Genomic DNA, 20591 nt, shown 5'->3' on the forward strand with positions numbered 1-20591 from the left:
TCGCCGCGAGCGCCCAGAACATCAAGAAAATAGCGATGGCGCTCACGAAAGCACCCAAACCCGCCTAGGGATGAGGAAACGAGGCTCATCTTATCTCCCGTTCACCCGCAAAAGACGACAACAAAACGTCATCATCCCGAAAAAGAAAAAACCCGCCGAAAATATCGACGGGTTTGTCAGCGGTCTGAGGCGACCGCTTTGACGGTCGCCTTTTGTTTGTTTGAGGGGGGCGTGTCAGCCCAGATCGCCGATCAGCCGCGCGGCCGTTGCGCCGTCGGTGCGGCGGATGTCGATCTCGTCGCGGTGCTTGGCGAGGAGCTCGCTGGCCAGCAGTTTTTCCGCAAGATCGGCGGGCAGTGAGAGAATGACCCGGTCGCCCTGTTCTTCCGACGCACCGAAACTGCGTTTGCCGGCGATCATGCCGCCCGCGACCGTGTTGTTGGTGTCGGGATCGATCAGGATGAAGGAACCGGTCGCGCGGTTCTGTTCATAGGGATCGAAGATCGCCGTCTCATCGAAAGAAAGCCGCACCTTGCCGATGGCGTTCATCGGCAGTGCGGTTTCATGCGCCTGCCATTCGCCTTCCTTCAGGTTCAGCTGGCTGACGGGCTGCACACTGACACGCTGGCGGCGGCTTCCGCTTTTGAGCCAGTAGCGCTTGCCCGCTTCGATGCCGCCGGGCTGCAAGGCCACGATCTGCGCGTCGAAGGCAAGGCCCGTCTGTGGCTGCGCCTCAATGGAAACGATCATGTCGCCGCGCGAGACGTCCACCTGACGGTCGAGGACGAGCGTGACCGCATCGCCCGCCACGGCGGCATTGCGCACCAGATCGAAGGTAACGATCTGCTTGACGTTGGCGACCATGCCGGAAGGCAGGACGACGACGCTGTCGCCGGGCTTCACCGAACCGCCGGCAACCGTACCCTGATAGCCACGGAAGCTTTCACCCGGCCGCGAGACGCGCTGCACCGGAAGGCGGAAGCCGCCGGACTGCGCGGAGCGAACAGTGGCCAATTCGAGCGTTTCCACCAGCGTCGGGCCTTCATACCAGGGCATGGCGGCCTTGCCGGAGAGAACGACGTTTTCACCCTTCAGCGCCGACATCGGAATGGCGGTGATCTGCTTGATACCGAGGTTGGAGGCGAAATCGCGGAACTCGTGGGCGATCAGTTCGAAACCGGCTTTGTCGTAATTCGTCAGGTCGATCTTGTTGACGGCCAGCACGAATTGCCGGATGCCCATCAGCGCCGCGATGGTGGCGTGGCGGCGGGTCTGTTCCAGAATGCCGGTGCGGGCATCGACGAGCAGCACGGCAAGATCGGCGGTGGAAGCGCCGGTCGCCATGTTGCGGGTATATTGCTCATGGCCGGGCGTGTCGGCAACGATGAAGGCCCGCCGGTCGGTTGCGAAATAACGATAGGCGACATCGATGGTGATGCCCTGTTCGCGCTCGGCCTGCAAACCGTCGAGCAGCAGGGCGAAATCGGGCAGGCCGAGATCGTTCTGCTTGCCGCTGTCGCGATGCAGGGTGGCGGCCTGGTCTTCCTTGACGGCCTTGGTGTCCCAGAGAAGACGGCCGATCAGGGTCGATTTGCCATCATCGACGCTGCCGCAGGTGATGAGGCGAAGCGGACGCGTGTCGCGGGCCGCCTTCGAATGTTCGGCAAACGGCAGAATGGTGGCGGAAGAGGAGGGGGTGTTGGCAGCTGCAGCGCTCATCAGAAATACCCCTCGCGCTTCTTCTTCTCCATCGAGCCGGACTGGTCGCGGTCAATCGCACGGCCCTGTCGTTCGGAAACGGTGGCGATTTCGAGTTCCGCGATCACCTCCTGAAGCGTCGCCGCTTCGGAACGGATCGCACCGGTGAGCGGGAAGCAGCCGAGCGTGCGGAAGCGGATCGAGCCATGCTTGATCTCTTCGCCGGGCAGAAGCTCCAGACGCTCGTCTTCAGCAAGGATAATCATGCCGTCGCGTTCAACATAGGGACGCTCGGCAGCGTAATAGAGCGGCACCAGCGGAATGTTTTCCGCCTCGATGTAACGCCAGATATCCACTTCGGTCCAGTTGGAGAGCGGGAAGGCGCGCACGCTTTCGCCCTTGCGGACCATGCCGTTATAGATGTTCCACAATTCCGGGCGCTGGTTGCGCGGGTCCCATTTATGGTCAGGCGTGCGGAAGGAATAGATGCGCTCCTTGGCGCGGCTCGCTTCCTCGTCACGGCGTGCGCCGCCAAAGGCTGCGTCGAACTGGCCGGCGTCGAGAGCTTGACGCAGCGCCTCGGTCTTCATGATGTCGGTGTAAAGCGCCGAACCATGGGTGAAGGGCGTCACGTTTTCACTCGCACCGCGCGGGTTGGTATAGGAGATCAGGTCAAGATCATATTCCTTGACGATCTTGTCGCGGAATTCGATCATTTCCTTGAACTTCCAGCCCGTATTGACGTGCAGCAACGGGAAGGGCACGCGGCCCGGGAAGAAGGCCTTGCGCGCTAAGTGCAGCAGCACGGAACTATCCTTGCCGATGGAATAGAGCATCACGGGATTATCGAATTCGGCGGCGACTTCGCGGAAAATATGAATAGCTTCGTTTTCAAGCGCCTTCAGATGGGGATCGAGCGGCGGCTTGGATGCGACAGTATTCTTGCTGTCCGTCTCGTGGACTGCGTTGGACATTGTGAACTCCGGAAATGGTCTGAATGATTATCGTTGCGGGATGGCGGAAACGGCGGGTGTCTGCTCCGCACCGGCGACATGAAGACCGCATTCGCGCTTCTCGTCGTTTTCCCACCACCATCGTCCGGCGCGCTCAGGTTCGCCGGGCTTGATGGCGCGCGTACAGGGCTCGCAGCCGATGGAGGGGTAACCGCGCTGATGCAACGGATTGACGGGAATGTTCTCCTGGGCGACATGCGCCCGGATGAGGTCGATATCCCAGTCAGCCAGCGGATTGATCTTGATGAGATTGCGATCCGCGTCGAATTCGGCAAACGGCGTCGTGGCGCGATTGCCCGACTGTCCGCGACGGAGGCCGGTGATCCAGAAGACGGCGCCTTCGAGCGCCTTGCCAAGCGGGATCAGCTTTCTGACATGACAGCAGGCGTGACGGGCTTCTACGCTTTCGTAAAAACCGTTCAGGCCGTATTTTTTGGCATAGGCGTCGATATCGTCCTGTTCGGGACGGAAACGGCGGATTTCGATGCCGAAACGCTCTTCGGTTTCGTCGATGAGATCGACAGTTTCCTTGAACAGCCGGCCGGTTTCCAGCGTCACGACGTCGATCGGCAGGCGGTGCGTGCCGATGGCGGCCGTAATGACCTGATCCTCGATGCCGAGGCTGGTGGTGAACACCGCCCGCCCACCAAGGCCGGCGATAAACGAAAGCCGACCCGAAAGATCGAGCCCGGCAAGCGTGGCGTCGAGAGAAGCGGCATCGGCGGAGGCATTTGCTGAATTGATCGTCATTGTCACGTCCGGGATTTCCATGGCCGATTATTGTTGAAATCCGGCTATGCGAACAGAAATGACAGTCTTTGTGCGCTGCACTTCAGAGCAAAAATGCCTCACGCGCACGATCTATGAGCAAAAGATGCCCGTTCACCTTCTTTGCAGCTTGGATTTGAATTGTGACAACTTCTGCGCTAAGCGGGAATTGCCGGGTATCCGGGCTTGTGGTCTACTGGTTTTACGATGATTTCGCAGAAGGCAAAATACGCGCTGAGGGCGCTCCTTTCGCTGGCCAAGGCCGACGGCGCCTGTCCTGTGCAGATTTCCGACATTGCCCGCGAACAGGCCATTCCGAAAAAGTTTCTGGAACAGATCCTGCTCGAAATGAAGAAGGAACGCCTGGTCGAAAGCCGGCGCGGCAAGCAGGGTGGTTATCTTCTGGCGCGCCCGGCATCGGACATCACCTTCGGCGAAGTGCTGCGCCTCATCGACGGGCCGCTCGCGCCCTTGCCCTGCCTGTCACAGACCGCCTATCGCCGCTGCGAGGATTGCGATGGCGAAAAGCAGTGCGAAATCCGCCACGTCTTCGCCCGCGTGGCCGACGCCACCCGCAACATTCTTTTCAACACCACCATCGCCGATGCCGTGGCGGGTGTTGAAGTGCCCGAGCTTCTGACAGCCTGACGAAAAAATCGTCTAAAACCTCATAATATTTTCCGCCATAGCGGCAAAAAATCATCAAAAATGTGAAACGCTTTTGCATTCAGCAAAGTTTTACACGACGCTTGTTGCGCCTTTCGCTTACGCTGCGCTGTTTTTGTTGCCCGGAAAAACGCTCTCGGGAAACAGTTTTTCGATCGTATCCGGCCTCATTGACCAACTCTACCCAACCGGTAGAGTTAAGCCGTCGCAATCAGGAGGGAATACCGATGTCCAAGCTTCTGTCCGGTTTGAGCGTTGTGGCGCTTGGCCTTTCACTGGCGCTTGGCGGCGCTGGCTCGGCCGCTGCGCAGACCAAGCTGCTCAACGTGTCCTACGACCCGACCCGTGAACTCTACAAGGATTTCAACGAAGCCTTCGCCAAGAAGTGGAAGGCCGACACCGGCGAGGATATCACCATCCAGCAGTCGCATGGTGGCTCCGGCAAGCAGGCCCGTTCGGTTATCGATGGTCTGGAAGCCGACGTGGTGACGCTGGCGCTGCAGAGCGACATCGACGCCATCGTTCAGAACTCCGGCAAGATCAACAAGGACTGGCGCACCCGCCTGCCGCATAATTCCTCGCCTTACACCTCCACCATCGTCTTCCTCGTTCGCAAGGGTAACCCCAAGGGCATCCATAATTGGGGCGATCTGGTGAAGGGCGATGTGCAGATCGTGACGCCGAACCCAAAGACCTCTGGCGGCGCGCGCTGGAACTACCTGGCGGCCTGGGCCTGGGCGAACGAAGAGTTCAAGGGCGACAAGGACAAGATCGAGGCCTATGTCGGCGAGCTTTACAAGCGCGCCCCGGTTCTTGATACCGGTGCCCGTGGCTCCACGGTGACCTTCGCACAGCGCCAGATCGGCGACGTGCTGCTCGCCTGGGAAAACGAAGCCTATCTCGCCGGTCAGGAATTCGGCGCTGACGCTTTCGATATCGTCGTGCCGCCGATCTCGATCCTTGCGGAACCGCCGGTCGCCGTGGTTGACGCCAATGTCGATGCCAAGGGCACCCGGAAGGTGGCAGAAGCCTATCTGCAATATCTCTATTCCGACGAGGGCCAGAATATTGCGGCGAAACACTTCTACCGCCCGTCCAATCCCGCTGCGGTTTCCAAGGATCTGCTCAAGCAGCTGCCCGAGATCAAGCTCGTCACCATTGACGACCCGCAGTTTGGCGGTTGGGCGAAGGCGCAGCCTGAACATTTCGGTGACGGCGGCATCTTCGACCAGATTTACAAGCCCGCCAAGTAAGCGGATGATGGGGTGAAACGTCGTCATCCGTCCGCGGGGACAAGGCGATGAAAGCCTGATCGACCGGACCCCGTGCCGGTCGATACTTTGTAATGGACGCCGGGAATACCGGGTCCCATAGGGCATCTTCAGGACAACCGACCCCGGTTTCTGTCCTGAAAATAAAATAGAACAAAGTTTATCCGGAGCCTTGATGAGCAATAATACATCCGGAAACAGGTGGAAATGGCGGCAGTCGAGCGTCATACCGGGCTTCGGCCTGACGTTTGGTTACACCGTGACCTATCTGTTTCTCATCATTCTTATTCCGCTGGGCGGTCTCATATGGTCCACGGCGAAACTCGGTTTTTCAGATTTCATTGCAATCGCCACGGATAGCCGCACGCTGAATGCGCTGCGTGTCAGTTTCGGCACGGCATTTCTTGCCGCGCTGGTCAACGCCGTCTTCGGCGTCATCGTCGCCTGGGTGCTGACGCGATATCGCTTCCCCGGCCGCCGCTTTGTGGACGCCATCGTCGATCTGCCCTTCGCCCTGCCGACGGCGGTGGCGGGCATCGCGCTCACCACGCTATATGCTAACAGAGGCTGGGTCGGCTCGCTGTTCGAACCCTTCGGCATCAAGATCGCGTTTACGCCGACCGGTATCGTCATCGCGCTGATCTTCATCGGCCTGCCCTTCGTGGTCCGCACCGTGCAGCCTGTCATGGAGGAGATCGACCGGCAGGTGGAGGAGGTGGCGGCAACGCTTGGCGCCAATCGTTTTCAGACTATCAGCCGCGTTCTTTTGCCGAGCCTCACGCCCGCCATCCTCACGGGTTTCGCGCTCGCCTTTGCGCGCGGCGTTGGGGAATACGGCTCGGTCATCTTCATCGCCGGCAATATTCCCTACGTCTCGGAAATCGCGCCGCTCCTCATCGTCATCCGGCTGGAGGAGTTCAATTATGCGGCCGCGACGGGCATCGCCACCATCATGCTGATCATCTCCTTCGCCATGCTGTTCCTCATCAATCTCATTCAGGCCTGGAGCCGCAGGAGGTACGGTTATGTCTGAGACCGTTTCCCGCACATCCCCCCGGCCGTTCCGCGATCCCGCCAGCGAGAGCCTTCCCGCCCGGCTGGCGTTGATTGCGATAGCCTTCCTGTTCCTTGCGGCTTTTCTCGTGCTGCCGCTGGTCTCGGTCTTCTTCGAAGCCTTCCGCAAGGGCGCAGACGCCTTCTGGGAGGCGATTGTCGAACCCGACGCACTCTCCGCCATCCGCTTGACGCTGCTCGTCGCGGCCATTTCCGTGCCGGTGAACCTGATCTTCGGGGTGATGGCCGCCTGGGCGATCGCGAAATTCGAGTTCAAGGGCAAGGCGTTCCTGATCACGCTGATCGACTTGCCGTTCTCGATCTCGCCGGTCATCTCAGGTCTGGTCTATGTCATCCTGTTCTCGTCCCATAGCGTGCTCGGGCCATGGCTGAAGAGCTACGGCATAGAAATCCTCTTCGCCGTGCCCGGCATCGTGCTCGCCACCATCTTCGTCACCTTTCCCTTTGTCGCGCGCGAACTTATCCCGTTGATGCAGGATCAGGGCAATGGCGATGAGGAGGCGGCGATTTCGCTCGGCGCCTCCGGCTGGCAGACCTTCTGGTACGTCACGCTTCCCAATATCAAATGGGGTCTGCTCTACGGCGTTCTGCTCTGCAACGCCCGCGCCATGGGCGAGTTCGGCGCCGTCTCTGTGGTGTCGGGTCATATTCGCGGCGAGACCAACACCATGCCGCTGCATGTCGAGATACTCTATAATGAGTACAATATCGGCGCGGCCTTTGCTGTGGCGACGCTGCTCGCCGGTCTGGCGCTGGTGACGCTCGTTCTCAAAACCATTCTCGAACTACGCTTTGGCGCGGGCAACGCAGCCGGCAAGCATTGAAAGGCATCTTCATGGAAGTGAAAGTCTCCGGCATCACCAAGCAGTTCGACCGCTTTCCGGCGCTGAACGACGTGTCGCTCGACATTCGTTCCGGCGAGCTGATCGCGCTGCTCGGTCCTTCCGGTTCCGGCAAGACGACGCTTTTGCGTCTTATCGCCGGTCTCGATCAGCCGACGACCGGCCAGATTTTCTTCGGCGACGAGGATGCCTCGCACCGCACGGTGCAGGAGCGCAATGTCGGTTTCGTTTTCCAGCATTACGCCCTGTTCCGCCACATGACGGTGGCCGACAATATCGCCTTCGGTCTCAAGGTACGCCCCTCCGCCACGCGTCCGCCGAATGCGGAAATCCGCAGGCGCGTCTCCGAACTTCTCGACATGGTGCATCTCTCCGGCCTTGAGAAGCGTTACCCCTCGCAGCTTTCCGGCGGTCAGCGTCAGCGCGTGGCGCTCGCCCGCGCCGTCGCCATCGAGCCGAAGGTCCTGCTTCTCGACGAGCCCTTCGGCGCGCTGGACGCCAAGGTGCGCAAGGAGCTGCGCCGCTGGCTGCGCGAGTTCCACGACCGTACCGGCCACACCACTGTCTTCGTCACCCACGATCAGGAAGAGGCGCTGGAACTGGCTGACCGCGTCGTCGTCATGAGCCAGGGCAAGATCGAGCAGGTCGGCACGGCGGATGATGTCTATGACACGCCCAACTCCCCCTTCGTCTTCTCCTTCATCGGCGAATCCTCCAACCTGCCGGTGGCGATCCGCGACGGCCACGTGCTGTTCCAGGGCGAAAGCATCGGCATCGACGAGAACGGCACAGGCGAGGGCGAGCTTTTCTTCCGTCCGGAAGATGTGGTGTTGACTGAGGAGAAGGACGCGCTTTACGGCAAGGTCACCACCTGTCGCCGCCTCGCGGGCGCCCGCATCGCCGAAATCGACATCGCCAATAACGGCCACGAGCCCTATCACCTCGAAATCGAAGTGCCGCTTGACGCCGCCGTGGCCGTGGGCGCGCAACTGCGCTTCCGCCCGACGCGGTGGAAGGTGTTCGGGAAGAAATAAGGGAGACGTGACCGCAGTTGGCAGTTGATGATTTGTCGCTTTCTAACGCGCGCCACATTTACTCCGATTCCACTTTACACCGCAGTTGAAACCATCGACGGTTCTGGGTGTCGTTACCCCCCTCTGTCCTGCCGGACATCTCCCCCTCAAGGGGGGAGATCGGCAAGAGGCTTTCTTGCCACTTCATTTTCGACCAGCGAGATGCGCGAGACCTTGCCGCGGAACGATCTCCCCCCTTGAGGGGGAGATGTCCGGCAGGACAGAGGGGGGTAACGACACCCAGAACCGTCGATGGTTTCAACTGCGGTGAGCTGCGATGTGATTAAGGAGATTTTCTCGTCGCGAGAGAACCGCACCGGCACTCGAGGCGCAGATCTCCCCAATACTCAAAGCAATACGCAGAAACGGAAAAGGGCCGCCGAAGCGACCCTTCCATGAGTTTGGTCCTGTTTACAGACCCGGGACTGTTTCTCAACGTTCCGAAGGCAGAAGAGGCTTACAACGAGGGCTGCCCCGTCGCAAAACCACCCTTTCCATTGCCTGCACCAGAGACCGAAATCTCACTAGACATTGGATCACCTCCTTCCGATACGTTGAACATAATTAGAAGGTAGTACGATTCGTCAGTAATGCAAGAGGCACTCGTCACGACACCTTCATCACGATCTTGCCGATATGGCTGCTGCTTTCCATCAGCCGGTGCGCTTCCGTGACCTCGTCCAAGGTGAACACCCGGTTGATCACGGGTGCAACCTTTCCGTTTTCGATGAGCGGCCAGACCTCTCCGACAAGCTCGTCGCGGATGGCGCGCTTCTCGTCGGCGGTGCGGGGCCGCATGGTCGAGCCGGTGACGGTCAGGCGTTTGACCATGATCGGCCGCAGGTCGACTTTTTCGGCCGTCGCACCACCCAGAAAGGCGATGATGGAGAGGCAACCGTCCTTGGCGAGTGCTGAAAGGTTCTTTTCGAAATAGGCCGCTCCGATCATGTCGAGAACGACATCGACGCCCTTGCCGCCGGTTTCGGATTTCACGACCTCGGCGAAATCCTCCTCGCGGTAATTGATCGCGCGCTTAGCGCCGAGCTTCACGCAGGCCTCGCATTTTTCCGCTGAGCCCGCCGTTGTATAAACCTCCGCGCCAAAGGCTTTCGCAAGCTGGATCGCCGTCGTGCCGATGCCGCTGGTGCCGCCGTGGATGAGCACGGTCTCACCCTCCGTCAGGCCCGCCATCTGGAAGAGGTTGGCCCAGACGGTGAAGAAGGTTTCCGGTAGCGCGGCCGCTTTGACGGCATCGTAGCCCTTGGGGAAGGGCAGGGCTTGCCCGGCGGGAACGGCGCAATATTGCGCATAACCGCCGCCATTGGCGAGCGCGCAGACCTTGTCGCCTGGCTTGAATTCGGTGACGCCGTCACCGAGCGCGACCACCTCGCCGGCGATTTCCAGCCCGAGAATCGGGCTTGCACCTTTTGGCGGCGGATAGATGCCCTGTCTTTGCGCGACGTCGGGACGGTTGACCCCAGCCGCCTCGACCTTCACCAATATCTCCCCCTTGGCGGGTTTCGGTAAAGGCGCTTTTGAAGACTGCATCACTTCCGGGCCACCATGGGACGGCAGGTCGATGAAGCGCATTATTTCGGGCAGGGTCTTGGTGTCGGACATGGGCAGGGGCAACTCCTCACTTGTCGGCCTCACCCGAAGATGTAGGTCAGATGTGTGCTCGAGGGAAGGAGGCCGTTGGTCGCGAGTGTCAATTTGTCTCGCCGAAGACCGTGACGACGAGACCGCCTTCGTTTTCCTTGGCGGCCGCCTTCACACCGGCAATCTCGCTGCCGATTCGTTCGGGATTGGCGATGATCGACCCTTTCGGCAAAGTGAGGACACCGATGGAACAGCGCAGCAGCGCAAAGTCCCGTTCATCGCCGTTGCGGTCCTGCCCCTTCATGCATCCGGCAGCACGGTCTTCGTCGGAATAGAGCCCGGCGACATCGTCGTGGAAATCGCTGAGCAGCCGCTCGAGGATTTCCGTCAATTCCTCCACCGACCAGTCACGCACGCCGATGAAAAAATCGTCGCCGCCAATATGACCAAGGAAGCAGTCGCCAGCGAAGAAGTAACGCCGCATCAGCGCTGAAAACAGGGTGATGGCGTGGTCACCGGCGTTGAAACCGTATTTGTCGTTGAAGGGTTTGAAATTATCGAAGTCGCAATAGCAGAAGAAACGCGTCTCGTCGCCGTCGCTGCAGCTGTCGGCGATGAAGCCGCCAATCGCCCGGTTACCGGGCAGCGCCGTCAGCGGGTTCTGGTCCTGCGCCATTTTCAATTGTTTTTCATTGATGACCTTGATGAGCGAGGCGGCCGAAACGATGCCGGCATAACGCATGTTTTCGGTCAGGATGATGCAGGCACTGCCGCCCATGCTGGCGAACATGTTCATCAGCTGGTCCGCATCCGCGTCGAGGCCGACGATCGGTGCGGGGTCGACGAAATGGGAAATGGTGCGCTCATAGATCTTGTTCTTGAGCAGATCGCGGCCGAAGGGCCGGTAGATATATTCCTTGAGGTGATATTCGTTGATGACGCCGCGCGGTTCGCCATTGGCGTTGAGAACCGGGAAGAATGCCTGCTGCGGATTTCTGCGGAACAGCTCGAAGACGCTATCGACGCTGTCATGTTCGAATACGGTGGGAAGGCGTTCTATTTCCCGGCGGATAAGAATCTCGTCCAGCGTCTGGCTGTTGCGCCGCGCCACGCCCATGCGGTTGAGGTGCGGAAAACTTTCGGGCAATTCGCTGGTGAAGACCGTCGGTCTGGCGATCAGCCAGCCCTGCACCAGATCGACGCCGAATTCGCGGCAGGTCAAAAACTCCGCCTCGGTTTCGATACCTTCCGCAATGACCCTGACGCCGAGAATATGAGCGATATTGACGATGTTGCGCACAAGGTGCTGCTTGCGCGGCAATTGGTCGACGCCGGTGATGAAATGCCGGTCGATCTTCAGGTAATCCAGCGGGAAGTCGCAGAGCAGCTTCATCTCTCCATGGCCGGCGCCGAAATCGTCGATCGCCAGCTTGAAGCCTTCCTTGCGCATGCGGGCGATCAGCGCCGTGAATTCCGGCACGCTGGTATTGTCGAAACGTTCGGAAAGCTCGAAGCAGATCGAGGAGGCCGGTATGCCCGCCCGCGCCAGATAGCCGACGAGCTTGTCCAAAATGGCGTCGCCATGCGGGATCAGCCGCACATCGAGATTGAGAAACAGGGTGGCGGAGGAGAAGTCGGGCAGCGTGGAGAATTTCGCGAGCGCGCGGCTTGCCAGCATCTGCTCGAAGGCCTTCAACTCGCCATCTGCGGCAGCCTGGTCGAGAAGCGCCAGCGGACTGGAAAAACCGAGCCGGTCATGGCCGCGCATCAGCGATTCATAACCGAAGATCGTGCCTGTCGTCGCCTCGACAATCGGCTGAAACGCCGTTTCAAGCACCAGTTTCGCCATGGGAAACATATGCCCGGAGGCAAAACGCCTTATGACATCGTTCTCCAGCGTGACGGCCTGCATTTCTATTTCTCCGCTGTTGCCGGTCCCTTTGGTGGCGCGCCGTATGGAATGCGCCATCGGGAACCCGTCTCTTTTGCGGCGAACAATCGCAGATTACAGGTCAACAAAAGCTTTCACGACTATGAAGCTTTGATGAACGTTTTGTTACAACCCTTTCAATATGGAAGGTTGTTACGCCGGGCCTTATGCCCGGCGGATATGCCCGGTGTGTGCGGCATAAAGTTCCGCAACATTCATGCGTTCCCGGTCCGCTTCGACAGGTTCGGTCGACGTTGCGCCGACGCCATGTTCGGCGGAGGCAGCCCATAGTCTCAGCGCTGCCCTGACGACCTCGCTGCCGGATGCGTAAGCGCCGCAATTCACGGCCTCGCGCATTCTTGCTGCCTGTTCCGGGGAAATCGACACTGTCACCATTGGCATGATATCACTCCCTTCTTTAAACACTGCGAACGGTCTTTCGATGTATGGGATCGGGTGCCGTCGTGGTCTATGGCGGGCGTTTTTATCGTCTTTCGTCTGGCGCCGCTTCCAGCGAAATTTATATCGCCATCAATATTAGCACGAAACGCGTTCCATTCCCAATTCGCAGTAAATCACGGTTTAGTTTTTCCCGCGTGAGCCGGGCGGCGGCGTGGCTCGCCATGCTGGGCGGATGAGCGGCAACCTAAAGCTCCCCGGCGGCAGAAAATATGATCTATCGCAAATCAGCGACAAAAAATGACGCGTTTTTTATTGATTGATTGATCAATCAAGAATATTTTGCCCGCCATCAAGGAGACGCTTATGCCCAAGATCGGAATGGAGCCTTTGCGCCGCAAGGCGCTGGTGGATGCGGCACTGCGCACCATAGGTCACCATGGTTCGCTGAATGTGACAATGTCCGACATCGCCCGGGAAGCGGGCGTGTCGGCGGCCCTTGCGCATCATTATTTCGGCAGCAAGCAGCAGCTGCTTCTGGAAACCATTCGCAGCCTGCTGCGCGATCTGAGGCGTGATGCCGTGGCGGCATTGATCCGCGCCTCCGGTCCGCGCGAAAAGCTGAGCGCCATCGTGCACGTCTCCTTCCAGAGCGACCAGTTCACGCCGGAAACGGTGGCGGCGTGGCTCGCCTTTTACGTCGAGGCGCAGCGCTCGGAAGAAACGCGCCGCCTGCTGGTCATTTATTCCCGCCGCCTGCGCTCCAACCTCATGGCGAGCCTCAACCGGCTCTGCCCGCCCGATGATGCCGCGCGCATTGCGGAAGGGGCGGCGGCGCTGATCGACGGGCTTTATATCAGGCACAGCCTGCGTTCCGCGCCGCTCGGCCTCGCTTCCGCGCCGGCGCTCGTCGAGGACTATTTCGACACGCAGCTCAAATCTTTTCCCGATGGACAGCGCGCCAAGCCGTCCGTCCGTATTCTCTAGGAGACTTCGACATGACCATCGCCACGCCGCTCAGGGCGCAGCCGAAAGCCTCGCATTTCATCGACGGCGATTATGTCGAAGATAATACCGGCACGCCGTTCGACAGCGTCTTTCCCGCAACCGGTGAGATCATCGCCCGGCTTCACGCAGCAACGCCGGCGATTGTCGAGCGTGCCATCGCCTCGGCCAAGCGCGCCCAAAAGGAATGGGCGGCGATGAGCCCCATGGCGCGCGGCCGCATCCTCAAACGCGCCGCCGATATCATGCGCGAACGCAACGATGCGCTTTCCACGCTGGAAACGCTGGATACCGGCAAACCCATTCAGGAAACCATCGTCGCCGACCCGACCTCGGGTGCGGATGCCTTCGAATTTTTCGGCGGCATAGCGCCTTCGGCTCTGAATGGCGATTACATCCCCCTCGGTGGCGATTTCGCCTATACCAAGCGCGTGCCGCTCGGCGTCTGCGTTGGCATTGGCGCGTGGAACTATCCGCAGCAGATCGCCTGCTGGAAGGCCGCGCCTGCGCTGGTCGCCGGCAACGCCATGGTCTTCAAGCCCTCGGAAAACACCCCGCTTGGCGCCTTGAAGATCGCCGAAATCCTCATCGAAGCCGGTCTGCCAAAGGGCCTGTTCAACGTCATTCAGGGGGATCGTGATACCGGGCCGCTGCTCGTCAACCACCCGGATGTCGCCAAGGTTTCGCTCACCGGCTCAGTCCCGACCGGCCGCAAGGTGGCTGCCGCCGCCGCCGGGCATCTGAAACATGTGACGATGGAACTCGGCGGCAAGTCGCCGATGATCGTTTTCGACGATGCCGATATCGAAAGCGCTGTCGGCGGGGCCATGCTCGGCAATTTCTATTCCTCCGGCCAGGTCTGCTCCAATGGCACGCGTGTCTTCGTTCAGAAAAAGGCGAAGGAACGTTTCCTCGAAAACCTGAAAAAGCGCACTGAGGCGATGATCCTTGGCGACCCCTTGGATTACGCCACCCATCTCGGCCCGCTGGTCTCCAAGGCCCAGCAGGAGAAAGTGCTTTCCTATATCGAGAAGGGCAAGGCGGAAGGCGCGACCCTCATCACCGGCGGCGGCATTCCCAACAATGTCGCGGGCGAGGGCGCCTATGTTCAGCCGACCGTGTTTGCCGATGTCACCGACGACATGACCATTGCCCGTGAAGAAATCTTCGGCCCAGTCATGTGCGTGCTGGATTTTGACGACGAGGAAGAGGTTCTCGCCCGCGCCAACGCCACCGAGTTCGGGCTGGCCGGCGGCGTCTTCACCGCTGATCTCGCCCGCGCTCACCGTGTGGTGGATCAACTGGAGGCGGGGACGCTGTGGATCAACACGTACAATCTCTGCCCGGTGGAAATTCCCTTCGGCGGCTCGAAACAATCCGGCTTCGGACGCGAGAATTCGGCGGCGGCGCTGGAGCATTATAGCGAGTTGAAGACGGTTTATGTGAGCACGGGGAAGGTGGACGCGCCTTATTGATGGGGCGGTGCGTGGGGCTTCACCCCCCTCTGCCCTGCCGGGCATCTCCTCCTCAAGGGGGGAGATCGGCAAGCGGCGCCACCACCACTTCATTCGCTAGCGTTGAGATGGGCGCGACCTCGCCGCAGATCGATCTCCCCCCTTGAGGGGGAGATGTCCGGCAGGACAGAGGGGGGTGAAGCCACAGGCGCAGATGTTCATTCTGGAGATGTTTCGAAATGCAAGCAGATTACGTCATCGTCGGCTCCGGTTCCGCAGGCTCCGCCATCGCCTATCGCCTGTCGGAAGATGGCCGCTATTCCGTCATCGTCGTCGAGGCCGGCGGTTCCGATTTCGGCCCCTTCATCCAGATGCCGGCGGCTCTCGCCTGGCCGATGAGCATGAAGCGCTACAATTGGGGTTATCTCTCCGAACCAGAGCCCAATCTCAATAATCGCCGCATCACCGCCCCGCGCGGAAAAGTCATCGGCGGCTCGTCCTCCATCAACGGCCTTGTTTACGTGCGCGGCCATGCGGAGGATTTCAATCGCTGGGAAGAGCTTGGCGCGCATGGCTGGGCCTATGCGGATGTGCTGCCTTATTTCAAGCGCATGGAGCACAGCCATGGCGGTGAGGAGGGCTGGCGTGGTACGGAAGGGCCGCTGCATGTACAGCGCGGGCCGGTCAACAATCCGCTGTTTCACGCCTTCATTCAGGCCGGCGCGCAGGCCGGTTTCGAACTGACCGATGACTATAACGGCTCCAAGCAGGAAGGTTTCGGCCTGATGGAGCAGACGATTCACAATGGTCGCCGCTGGTCCGCCGCCAACGCCTATCTGAAACCGGCGCTGAAGCGCGGCAACGTCACGCTGGTCAATGGTTTTGCCCGCAAGATCGTCATCGAGAACGGTCGTGCCGTGGGTGTCGAGATCGAGCGAAGGGGCGTGGTGGAAACCATCAAGGCCGGTCGTGAAGTCATCGTGTCCGCATCCTCCTTCAATTCGCCGAAACTGCTGATGTTGTCGGGCATCGGCCCTGCCGCGCATCTGAAAGACATGGGCATCGAGGTGAAGTCGGATCGCCCCGGTGTCGGCGCCAATCTTCAGGACCACATGGAGTTTTATTTCCAGCAGGTCTCCACCAAGCCGGTCTCGCTTTATTCATGGTTGCCATGGTTCTGGCAGGGCGTAGCCGGTGCGCAATGGTTGTTGTCGAAAGGCGGGCTCGGCGCCTCCAACCAGTTCGAGGCCTGCGCCTTCCTGCGCTCCGCGCCCGGCCTGAAACAGCCTGATATCCAATATCATTTTCTGCCCGTCGCGATTTCGTATGACGGCAAGGCGGCAGCGAAAAGCCATGGTTTCCAGGCGCATGTGGGTTACAACCTGTCGAAATCGCGCGGCAATGTCACGCTTCGCTCCGCCGATCCGACGGATGATCCGGTAATCCGCTTCAACTACATGAGCCACCCGGAAGACTGGGAAAAATTCCGCCATTGCGTGCGCCTGACGCGCGAGATTTTCGGCCAGAAAGCATTCGACGATTTTCGCGGGCCGGAAATCCAGCCGGGTGAAAACATCGAGACGGACGAACAGATCGACGCCTTTTTGCGCGAGCATCTGGAAAGCGCCTATCACCCCTGCGGCACCTGCCGGATGGGCGACCGGAACGACCCGATGGCGGTCGTCGATCCCGAATGCCGGGTGATCGGGGTGGAGGGGTTGCGGGTCGCCGACAGCTCGATCTTCCCGCACGTGACGTACGGCAACCTCAACGGCCCCTCGATCATGACGGGCGAAAAAGCCGCTGATTATATTCTCGGCAAAACCCCGCTGCCCCGCTCCAATCAGGAGCCGTGGGCGAACCCGCGTGCGGCCGTCAGCGACCGGTGAGAATCAATGATAATCATCCTCGCGCTGGTGGCGAACGGCGGCTATTGTGACGGTTTCCGGGCTGTCGATGCGAAACAGCACGATATAGCCTGATGAACCGAAAGGTATGAGGAGTTCGCGTATCAGGCTGTTGTCAGGGGATGCCTTGCGGCAGCTGAACGGGAAGTCGGTCAAAATCTCGAGGCCCGCCCTGACAGCGCGGATCGCCTTGTCCGCGACATCGATATCGTAAACAATCAGAAAATCATAAATGCGATCAAAGTCATCTAACGCTTCCTGGGTATAGCGAAGCGAATATGTCATTTGCGCTTTGCAGCCTTTGCCGCATCGAGCTTCCGTTCCATCATCGAGAGGACATCGTCGGTCGTATAGTACACGCCTGTTCGTTCAGCCTCTTCTAGCGAAGCCAAGCCCCGCGCAATGAACTCCGCCTGCGATTTACGGATTTCTACCTGCCGTCGTACGGAATCTTCAACGAAAGAGGAGAGCGTCTCGCCATCCTTCAGCACGCTTTCCGCTGCTTCGCGAAAATCGGCCGTCACCCGCAGCGAGGGAAGTGTCGCCGTTTTCATGTTGCATCTCCTTGCGTTGCAATTGCGATGCACAACTTGACCCGGCTGGATGGAATTGTCAAATGCAAAACTTGCAATCACCGTCCGGGAGGCCGATAACGAACACCCGCCTTGAACACCAATTACCGATCCGGATTGCCATGCCCGCCGATTACAAGAAGCTGAAGATGCTCCGCCGTTCCCGTGTTGTCTGGGGCTCATGGCGGGTGTGGAGGCCGAGGGCGGTTTTCTGGATAGGTGCGATTGCGGTTGGCCTTATCAGCGTCGGGTTTGCGTGGGCGGCGGATCGGGCCCAGCACCTTTTCTTCGCGGCAACCTCATCGGGGGAATGGGCGTTTCTGCTGCCGCTCATCATCACGCCGCTCGGCTTCACGCTCTGCGCCTGGCTCGCCATCACGGTTTTCCCCAATGCCGGCGGTAGCGGCATTCCGCAGGCCATCGCTGCGCGGCACCTGCGGGAAGATGCGGACCGTTCGCGACTTCTGTCGCTGAAGCTCGCTTTCGGCAAGGTGGTGCTGACGGTCGCCGGTCTGCTCTCCGGCGCGTCCATAGGCCGTGAAGGCCCGACCGTTCAGGTTGGCGCTTCGATCATGCTGCAGGCAGCCCGCTGGGGCGGCATGGCGCAGGCGAAGGGCCTCATTCTCGCCGGTTCGGCGGCAGGCATTGCGGCGGCCTTCAACACGCCGCTTGCGGGCATCGTCTTCGCCATCGAGGAAATGAGCAAGACCTATGAATCCCGCGCCAATGGTCTGGTTCTCACTGCCGTCATCCTGTCGGGCCTTGCCTCGCTGGCTCTGGTCGGCAGCTATACCTATTTCGGCACCAGCTCGGTCATGGCGAAAACGACGATGGACTGGCTGCTGGTGCTCGTCTGCGGTGTCGGCGGTGGTGCATTTGGCGCTCTTTTCAGCTCTGGCGCCCTGCGCCTATCTGCGCGCATCCGCCGTTTCGCCCAGACCATGCCGTTAAAGCGGATGCTGGCAGTGGCGGCGGTCTGCGGCCTTGCCTCCGCGGCAATCGGAATAGTGTCTGGAGGCGCCACCTTCGGAACCGGTTACGAACAGGCGCGCGCCGCAATCGAGGGCGAGGCCGCGCCTACCTTCTTCTTCATCGAAAAACTGGCGGCGACGTTCCTTGCCATGATCTCGGGCATTCCCGGCGGCATTTTCGCGCCGTCCTTGTCCGTGGGCGCAGGTTTCGGCAGCACCATGGCCACCTTGCTCGGCACCAGCATCGGCCTTGGCGCCATCGTCGGCATGGCGGGTTATTTTGCGGGCGTGGTGCAGGCGCCGATGACGGCCTTTGTCATTATCCTTGAAATGACTGGCAATCATGAAGGCGTCATGCCCATCATGGCCGCATCGATGCTGGGATATCTGACATCGCGGCTTTTCTCCCGCGAGCCGCTTTATCATGGCCTGTCGCGGGTCTTCATCGCCCAGAGCATCCGCGCCCGACGCGCCGCTCAGGCCAGCGAAACGTAACCGTTTACGCGCGGATGCCCGCCACGCCGAAATAACCGAGCCCCGGTATCTTTACGCCGGGCCGGCTGAAATCGATGCCGGCGACAAGGCCGAGAAAATTCACCTCGAGACCGCTGCGGGCACCCGCCGAAACGCCGAACAGGCCGCCAAGCGAAACGCTTACATCCTTCCAGTCGTCGGCGATGTGGTAAAACGCGCCGTCCGGCAGATAATCGCGACCGACCGCATCCGGCGGCAGCACGACGCCGAGTTCCGGCACGCTGCGCAGCACATGGGCGACGAAGGTGTTGGAGTTGGGGCCGGGATAGATGCGATAGCCGCCCGGCTTGCCGTAGGGATAGTCGGCAATGGCCTTTTCGATCTTCGGGATCAGCTTTTCCGCTTCCGCGCCGTGAATGGCCACCACCTGACGCGGCATGTTGGAATACCAGTAGGCATCCGCCGCATAACCATTGTGGCGGATCGGCGTGCCCCAGCCCACCTTGTCATAACGGTCATAATTTGTGGCGTCCGGCTTTTTCAGCACGACCCAGGCATGGCTGGCGACCGAGCCCTTGAAACCGCCGGTCATGGCGGAAAAGACGTAGACGGCGGCTTCTCTGTTGCTGGACGCGGCCGGCAGCATGCCGGAGGACGACCATCTCGCGGCATTCCAGCCGCGCGGATGGTCCTTCATGGCCCACAGGCCGGCCGATGCCAGCGCGGGAAGCAGATAGATAACGGCAATCGCCAGCAGCAGACGTTTTGCAAATTTCACTGATAGCCCCGTGCATCGAAAAATCAATTGCGGTATCAACCACATGAAATCAGAATTTTTTGAGGCCGCAAAAATGAACAATTCCGTTACCGTCGAAGTCACCAGGGGTAATCTGGTCGAAAGCCGCCATCATGGTCTTGCCGTGGTGGTGGATGGCGATGGCGGCGTGCTGTTTTCGGCTGGCGATATTGAGCGCGGCATCTTTCCGCGTTCCGCCTGCAAGGCCATGCAGGCGCTGCCGCTGGTGGAAAGCGGTGCTGCGGATGCCTATCAGTTCGGCAGCCGCGAACTCGCACTTGCCTGTTCCTCCCATTCCGGCGAGGACGCGCATGTGGAACTCGCCGCTTCGATGCTGGCGAAGGCGGGCAGGGACGTGGATACGCTGGAATGCGGCGCGCATTGGTCTTCCGACCAGAAAACCATCATCCATCAGGCCCGCACGCTGGAAAAGCCGACGGCGCTTCACAATAATTGCTCCGGCAAACATTCCGGTTTCATCTGCGCCTGTTGCCACGCCGGCACTGACCCTGAGGGTTATGTCGGTTACGATCATCCGCTGCAGCAGGAAATCCGCGCCACGATGGCAAGCCTGACGGGTGCTACTCTCGGCCATGACAATTGCGGCGTGGACGGCTGCTCCATCCCCACCTATGCCGTGCCGCTCAAGGGGCTGGCCCATGGTTTCGCGAAAATGGCGACGGGCAGGGGGCTGGAACCGGGCCGTGCGAAAGCCTCGCGTCGTCTCATCGAGGCCTGCATGGCTGAACCCTTTTACGTGGCGGGCACTGGCCGCGCCTGCACGAAGCTGATGCAGATCGCGCCGGGAAAAATCTTCGCAAAGACCGGCGCGGAGGGCGTCTTCATCGCCGCCCTGCCGGCAAAGGGCATCGCCATGGCGGTGAAATGCGAAGACGGCACGACGCGTGCGGCAGAAGCCATGGTTTCGGCATTGCTCGCCCGCCATTTCGATGAAGGCAGCGCCGAACAACAGGCGCTGAGCGGCATGGCGAACCGGCAGATGCGCAACTGGAACGGCATCCATGTCGGCGATGTCAGGGTCGTCGGTCTCTAAATAACCTTTGACGCGGCCGTTTGCC

At 60.2% G+C, this 20591-nt stretch carries 20 protein-coding genes; 11 read left to right on the forward strand and 9 right to left on the reverse strand.

Annotation, left to right across the window (positions count from 1 at the left end; all coding sequences use genetic code 11):
- The coding region (locus PL597_RS10055; RefSeq protein WP_271365070.1) for a hypothetical protein at nucleotides 1–202 on the forward strand (202 nt) is incomplete at its 5' end.
- Between the two features lie 32 nt (nucleotides 203–234).
- On the opposite strand, the gene cysN is transcribed toward PL597_RS10055, so the two are convergent.
- From cysN to PL597_RS10070, 3 genes are read right to left on the reverse strand one after another with little or no spacing between them, the layout of a single operon-like run.
- The gene (gene cysN / locus PL597_RS10060; RefSeq protein ID WP_271365071.1) at nucleotides 235–1719 is read right to left on the reverse strand and encodes a sulfate adenylyltransferase subunit CysN; all 1485 of its coding nucleotides are present in this window, start codon (nucleotides 1717–1719) and stop codon (nucleotides 235–237) included.
- Nucleotides 1719–2672: a sulfate adenylyltransferase subunit CysD gene (gene cysD, locus PL597_RS10065; RefSeq protein WP_271365073.1), complete on the reverse strand. Its 954-nt coding sequence runs from the start codon at nucleotides 2670–2672 to the stop codon at nucleotides 1719–1721. Before cysD ends, cysN begins: the two co-directional genes overlap by 1 nt.
- Nucleotides 2673–2699: 27 nt before the next feature.
- A complete protein-coding gene (locus PL597_RS10070) occupies nucleotides 2700–3482 on the reverse strand; it encodes a phosphoadenylyl-sulfate reductase (protein WP_269824455.1) in 783 nt (260 codons plus the stop codon).
- 204 nt (nucleotides 3483–3686) lie between these two features.
- On the opposite strand from PL597_RS10070, the gene PL597_RS10075 reads away from it, so the two are divergent.
- From PL597_RS10075 to PL597_RS10095, 5 genes are all read left to right on the forward strand, one after another.
- Nucleotides 3687–4127, forward strand: a complete 441-nt coding sequence (locus tag PL597_RS10075; RefSeq protein WP_046798546.1) for an RrF2 family transcriptional regulator — start codon at nucleotides 3687–3689, stop codon at nucleotides 4125–4127.
- 245 nt (nucleotides 4128–4372) lie between these two features.
- Nucleotides 4373–5398 (forward strand): sulfate ABC transporter substrate-binding protein, encoded by a 1026-nt coding sequence (locus PL597_RS10080; RefSeq protein WP_142912377.1) that lies wholly within the window; start codon nucleotides 4373–4375, stop codon nucleotides 5396–5398.
- Between the two features lie 193 nt (nucleotides 5399–5591).
- Nucleotides 5592–6449 (forward strand): sulfate ABC transporter permease subunit CysT, encoded by an 858-nt coding sequence (gene cysT / locus PL597_RS10085; RefSeq protein WP_142912378.1) that lies wholly within the window; start codon nucleotides 5592–5594, stop codon nucleotides 6447–6449.
- A complete protein-coding gene (gene cysW, locus PL597_RS10090; RefSeq protein WP_137409912.1) occupies nucleotides 6442–7314 on the forward strand; it encodes a sulfate ABC transporter permease subunit CysW in 873 nt (290 codons plus the stop codon). Before cysT ends, cysW begins: the two co-directional genes overlap by 8 nt.
- An 11-nt stretch (nucleotides 7315–7325) precedes the next feature.
- A complete protein-coding gene (locus tag PL597_RS10095) occupies nucleotides 7326–8366 on the forward strand; it encodes a sulfate/molybdate ABC transporter ATP-binding protein (RefSeq protein ID WP_269825885.1) in 1041 nt (346 codons plus the stop codon).
- Between the two features lie 645 nt (nucleotides 8367–9011).
- On the opposite strand, the gene PL597_RS10100 is transcribed toward PL597_RS10095, so the two are convergent.
- The 3 genes from PL597_RS10100 to PL597_RS10110 form a co-directional block, all read right to left on the reverse strand.
- Nucleotides 9012–10025, reverse strand: a complete 1014-nt coding sequence (locus PL597_RS10100) for an NAD(P)H-quinone oxidoreductase (RefSeq protein ID WP_271365074.1) — start codon at nucleotides 10023–10025, stop codon at nucleotides 9012–9014.
- Between the two features lie 88 nt (nucleotides 10026–10113).
- Entirely contained in the window at nucleotides 10114–11916 is a 1803-nt protein-coding gene (locus tag PL597_RS10105; protein WP_271365075.1) for a GGDEF domain-containing protein, read from the reverse strand.
- Between the two features lie 183 nt (nucleotides 11917–12099).
- Nucleotides 12100–12336: a ribbon-helix-helix domain-containing protein gene (locus tag PL597_RS10110; RefSeq protein ID WP_077982768.1), complete on the reverse strand. Its 237-nt coding sequence runs from the start codon at nucleotides 12334–12336 to the stop codon at nucleotides 12100–12102.
- Nucleotides 12337–12699: 363 nt separating this feature from the next.
- On the opposite strand from PL597_RS10110, the gene betI reads away from it, so the two are divergent.
- The 3 genes from betI (at nucleotide 12700) to betA (ending at nucleotide 16681) form a co-directional block, all read left to right on the forward strand.
- A complete protein-coding gene (betI, locus tag PL597_RS10115) occupies nucleotides 12700–13320 on the forward strand; it encodes a transcriptional regulator BetI (RefSeq protein WP_271365076.1) in 621 nt (206 codons plus the stop codon).
- An 11-nt stretch (nucleotides 13321–13331) separates the two neighbouring features.
- Nucleotides 13332–14813: a betaine-aldehyde dehydrogenase gene (gene betB / locus PL597_RS10120; protein ID WP_271365077.1), complete on the forward strand. Its 1482-nt coding sequence runs from the start codon at nucleotides 13332–13334 to the stop codon at nucleotides 14811–14813.
- Between the two features lie 218 nt (nucleotides 14814–15031).
- Complete coding sequence (gene betA / locus PL597_RS10125) at nucleotides 15032–16681, forward strand: choline dehydrogenase (RefSeq protein ID WP_271365079.1); 1650 nt, start codon at nucleotides 15032–15034, stop codon at nucleotides 16679–16681.
- 3 nt (nucleotides 16682–16684) lie between these two features.
- On the opposite strand, the gene PL597_RS10130 is transcribed toward betA, so the two are convergent.
- Nucleotides 16685–16984, reverse strand: a complete 300-nt coding sequence (locus PL597_RS10130; protein ID WP_142912383.1) for a type II toxin-antitoxin system RelE/ParE family toxin — start codon at nucleotides 16982–16984, stop codon at nucleotides 16685–16687.
- A complete protein-coding gene (locus tag PL597_RS10135; protein ID WP_142912384.1) occupies nucleotides 16981–17253 on the reverse strand; it encodes a YlcI/YnfO family protein in 273 nt (90 codons plus the stop codon). The genes PL597_RS10130 and PL597_RS10135 overlap by 4 nt, the downstream gene beginning before the upstream one ends.
- Before the next feature lie 140 nt (nucleotides 17254–17393).
- Between PL597_RS10135 and PL597_RS10140 the strand changes: the two genes are divergently transcribed.
- Nucleotides 17394–18737 carry a chloride channel protein gene (locus PL597_RS10140; RefSeq protein WP_191216974.1) on the forward strand — a complete coding sequence of 448 codons (1344 nt, stop codon included), beginning with the start codon at nucleotides 17394–17396 and terminating at the stop codon, nucleotides 18735–18737.
- 4 nt (nucleotides 18738–18741) lie between these two features.
- Here the strand turns inward: PL597_RS10140 and PL597_RS10145 are convergent, their stop codons facing one another.
- Nucleotides 18742–19494 carry a DUF3750 domain-containing protein gene (locus PL597_RS10145; protein ID WP_162520405.1) on the reverse strand — a complete coding sequence of 251 codons (753 nt, stop codon included), beginning with the start codon at nucleotides 19492–19494 and terminating at the stop codon, nucleotides 18742–18744.
- 73 nt (nucleotides 19495–19567) lie between these two features.
- Here PL597_RS10145 and PL597_RS10150 point away from each other — a divergent pair, with 73 nt between their 5' ends.
- A complete protein-coding gene (locus PL597_RS10150) occupies nucleotides 19568–20566 on the forward strand; it encodes an asparaginase (protein ID WP_269833734.1) in 999 nt (332 codons plus the stop codon).
- Nucleotides 20567–20591: the final 25 nt, after the last annotated feature.

It is taken from the genome of Agrobacterium sp. ST15.13.013 (assembly GCF_027956525.1).
GTDB lineage: Bacteria > Pseudomonadota > Alphaproteobacteria > Rhizobiales > Rhizobiaceae > Agrobacterium > Agrobacterium salinitolerans.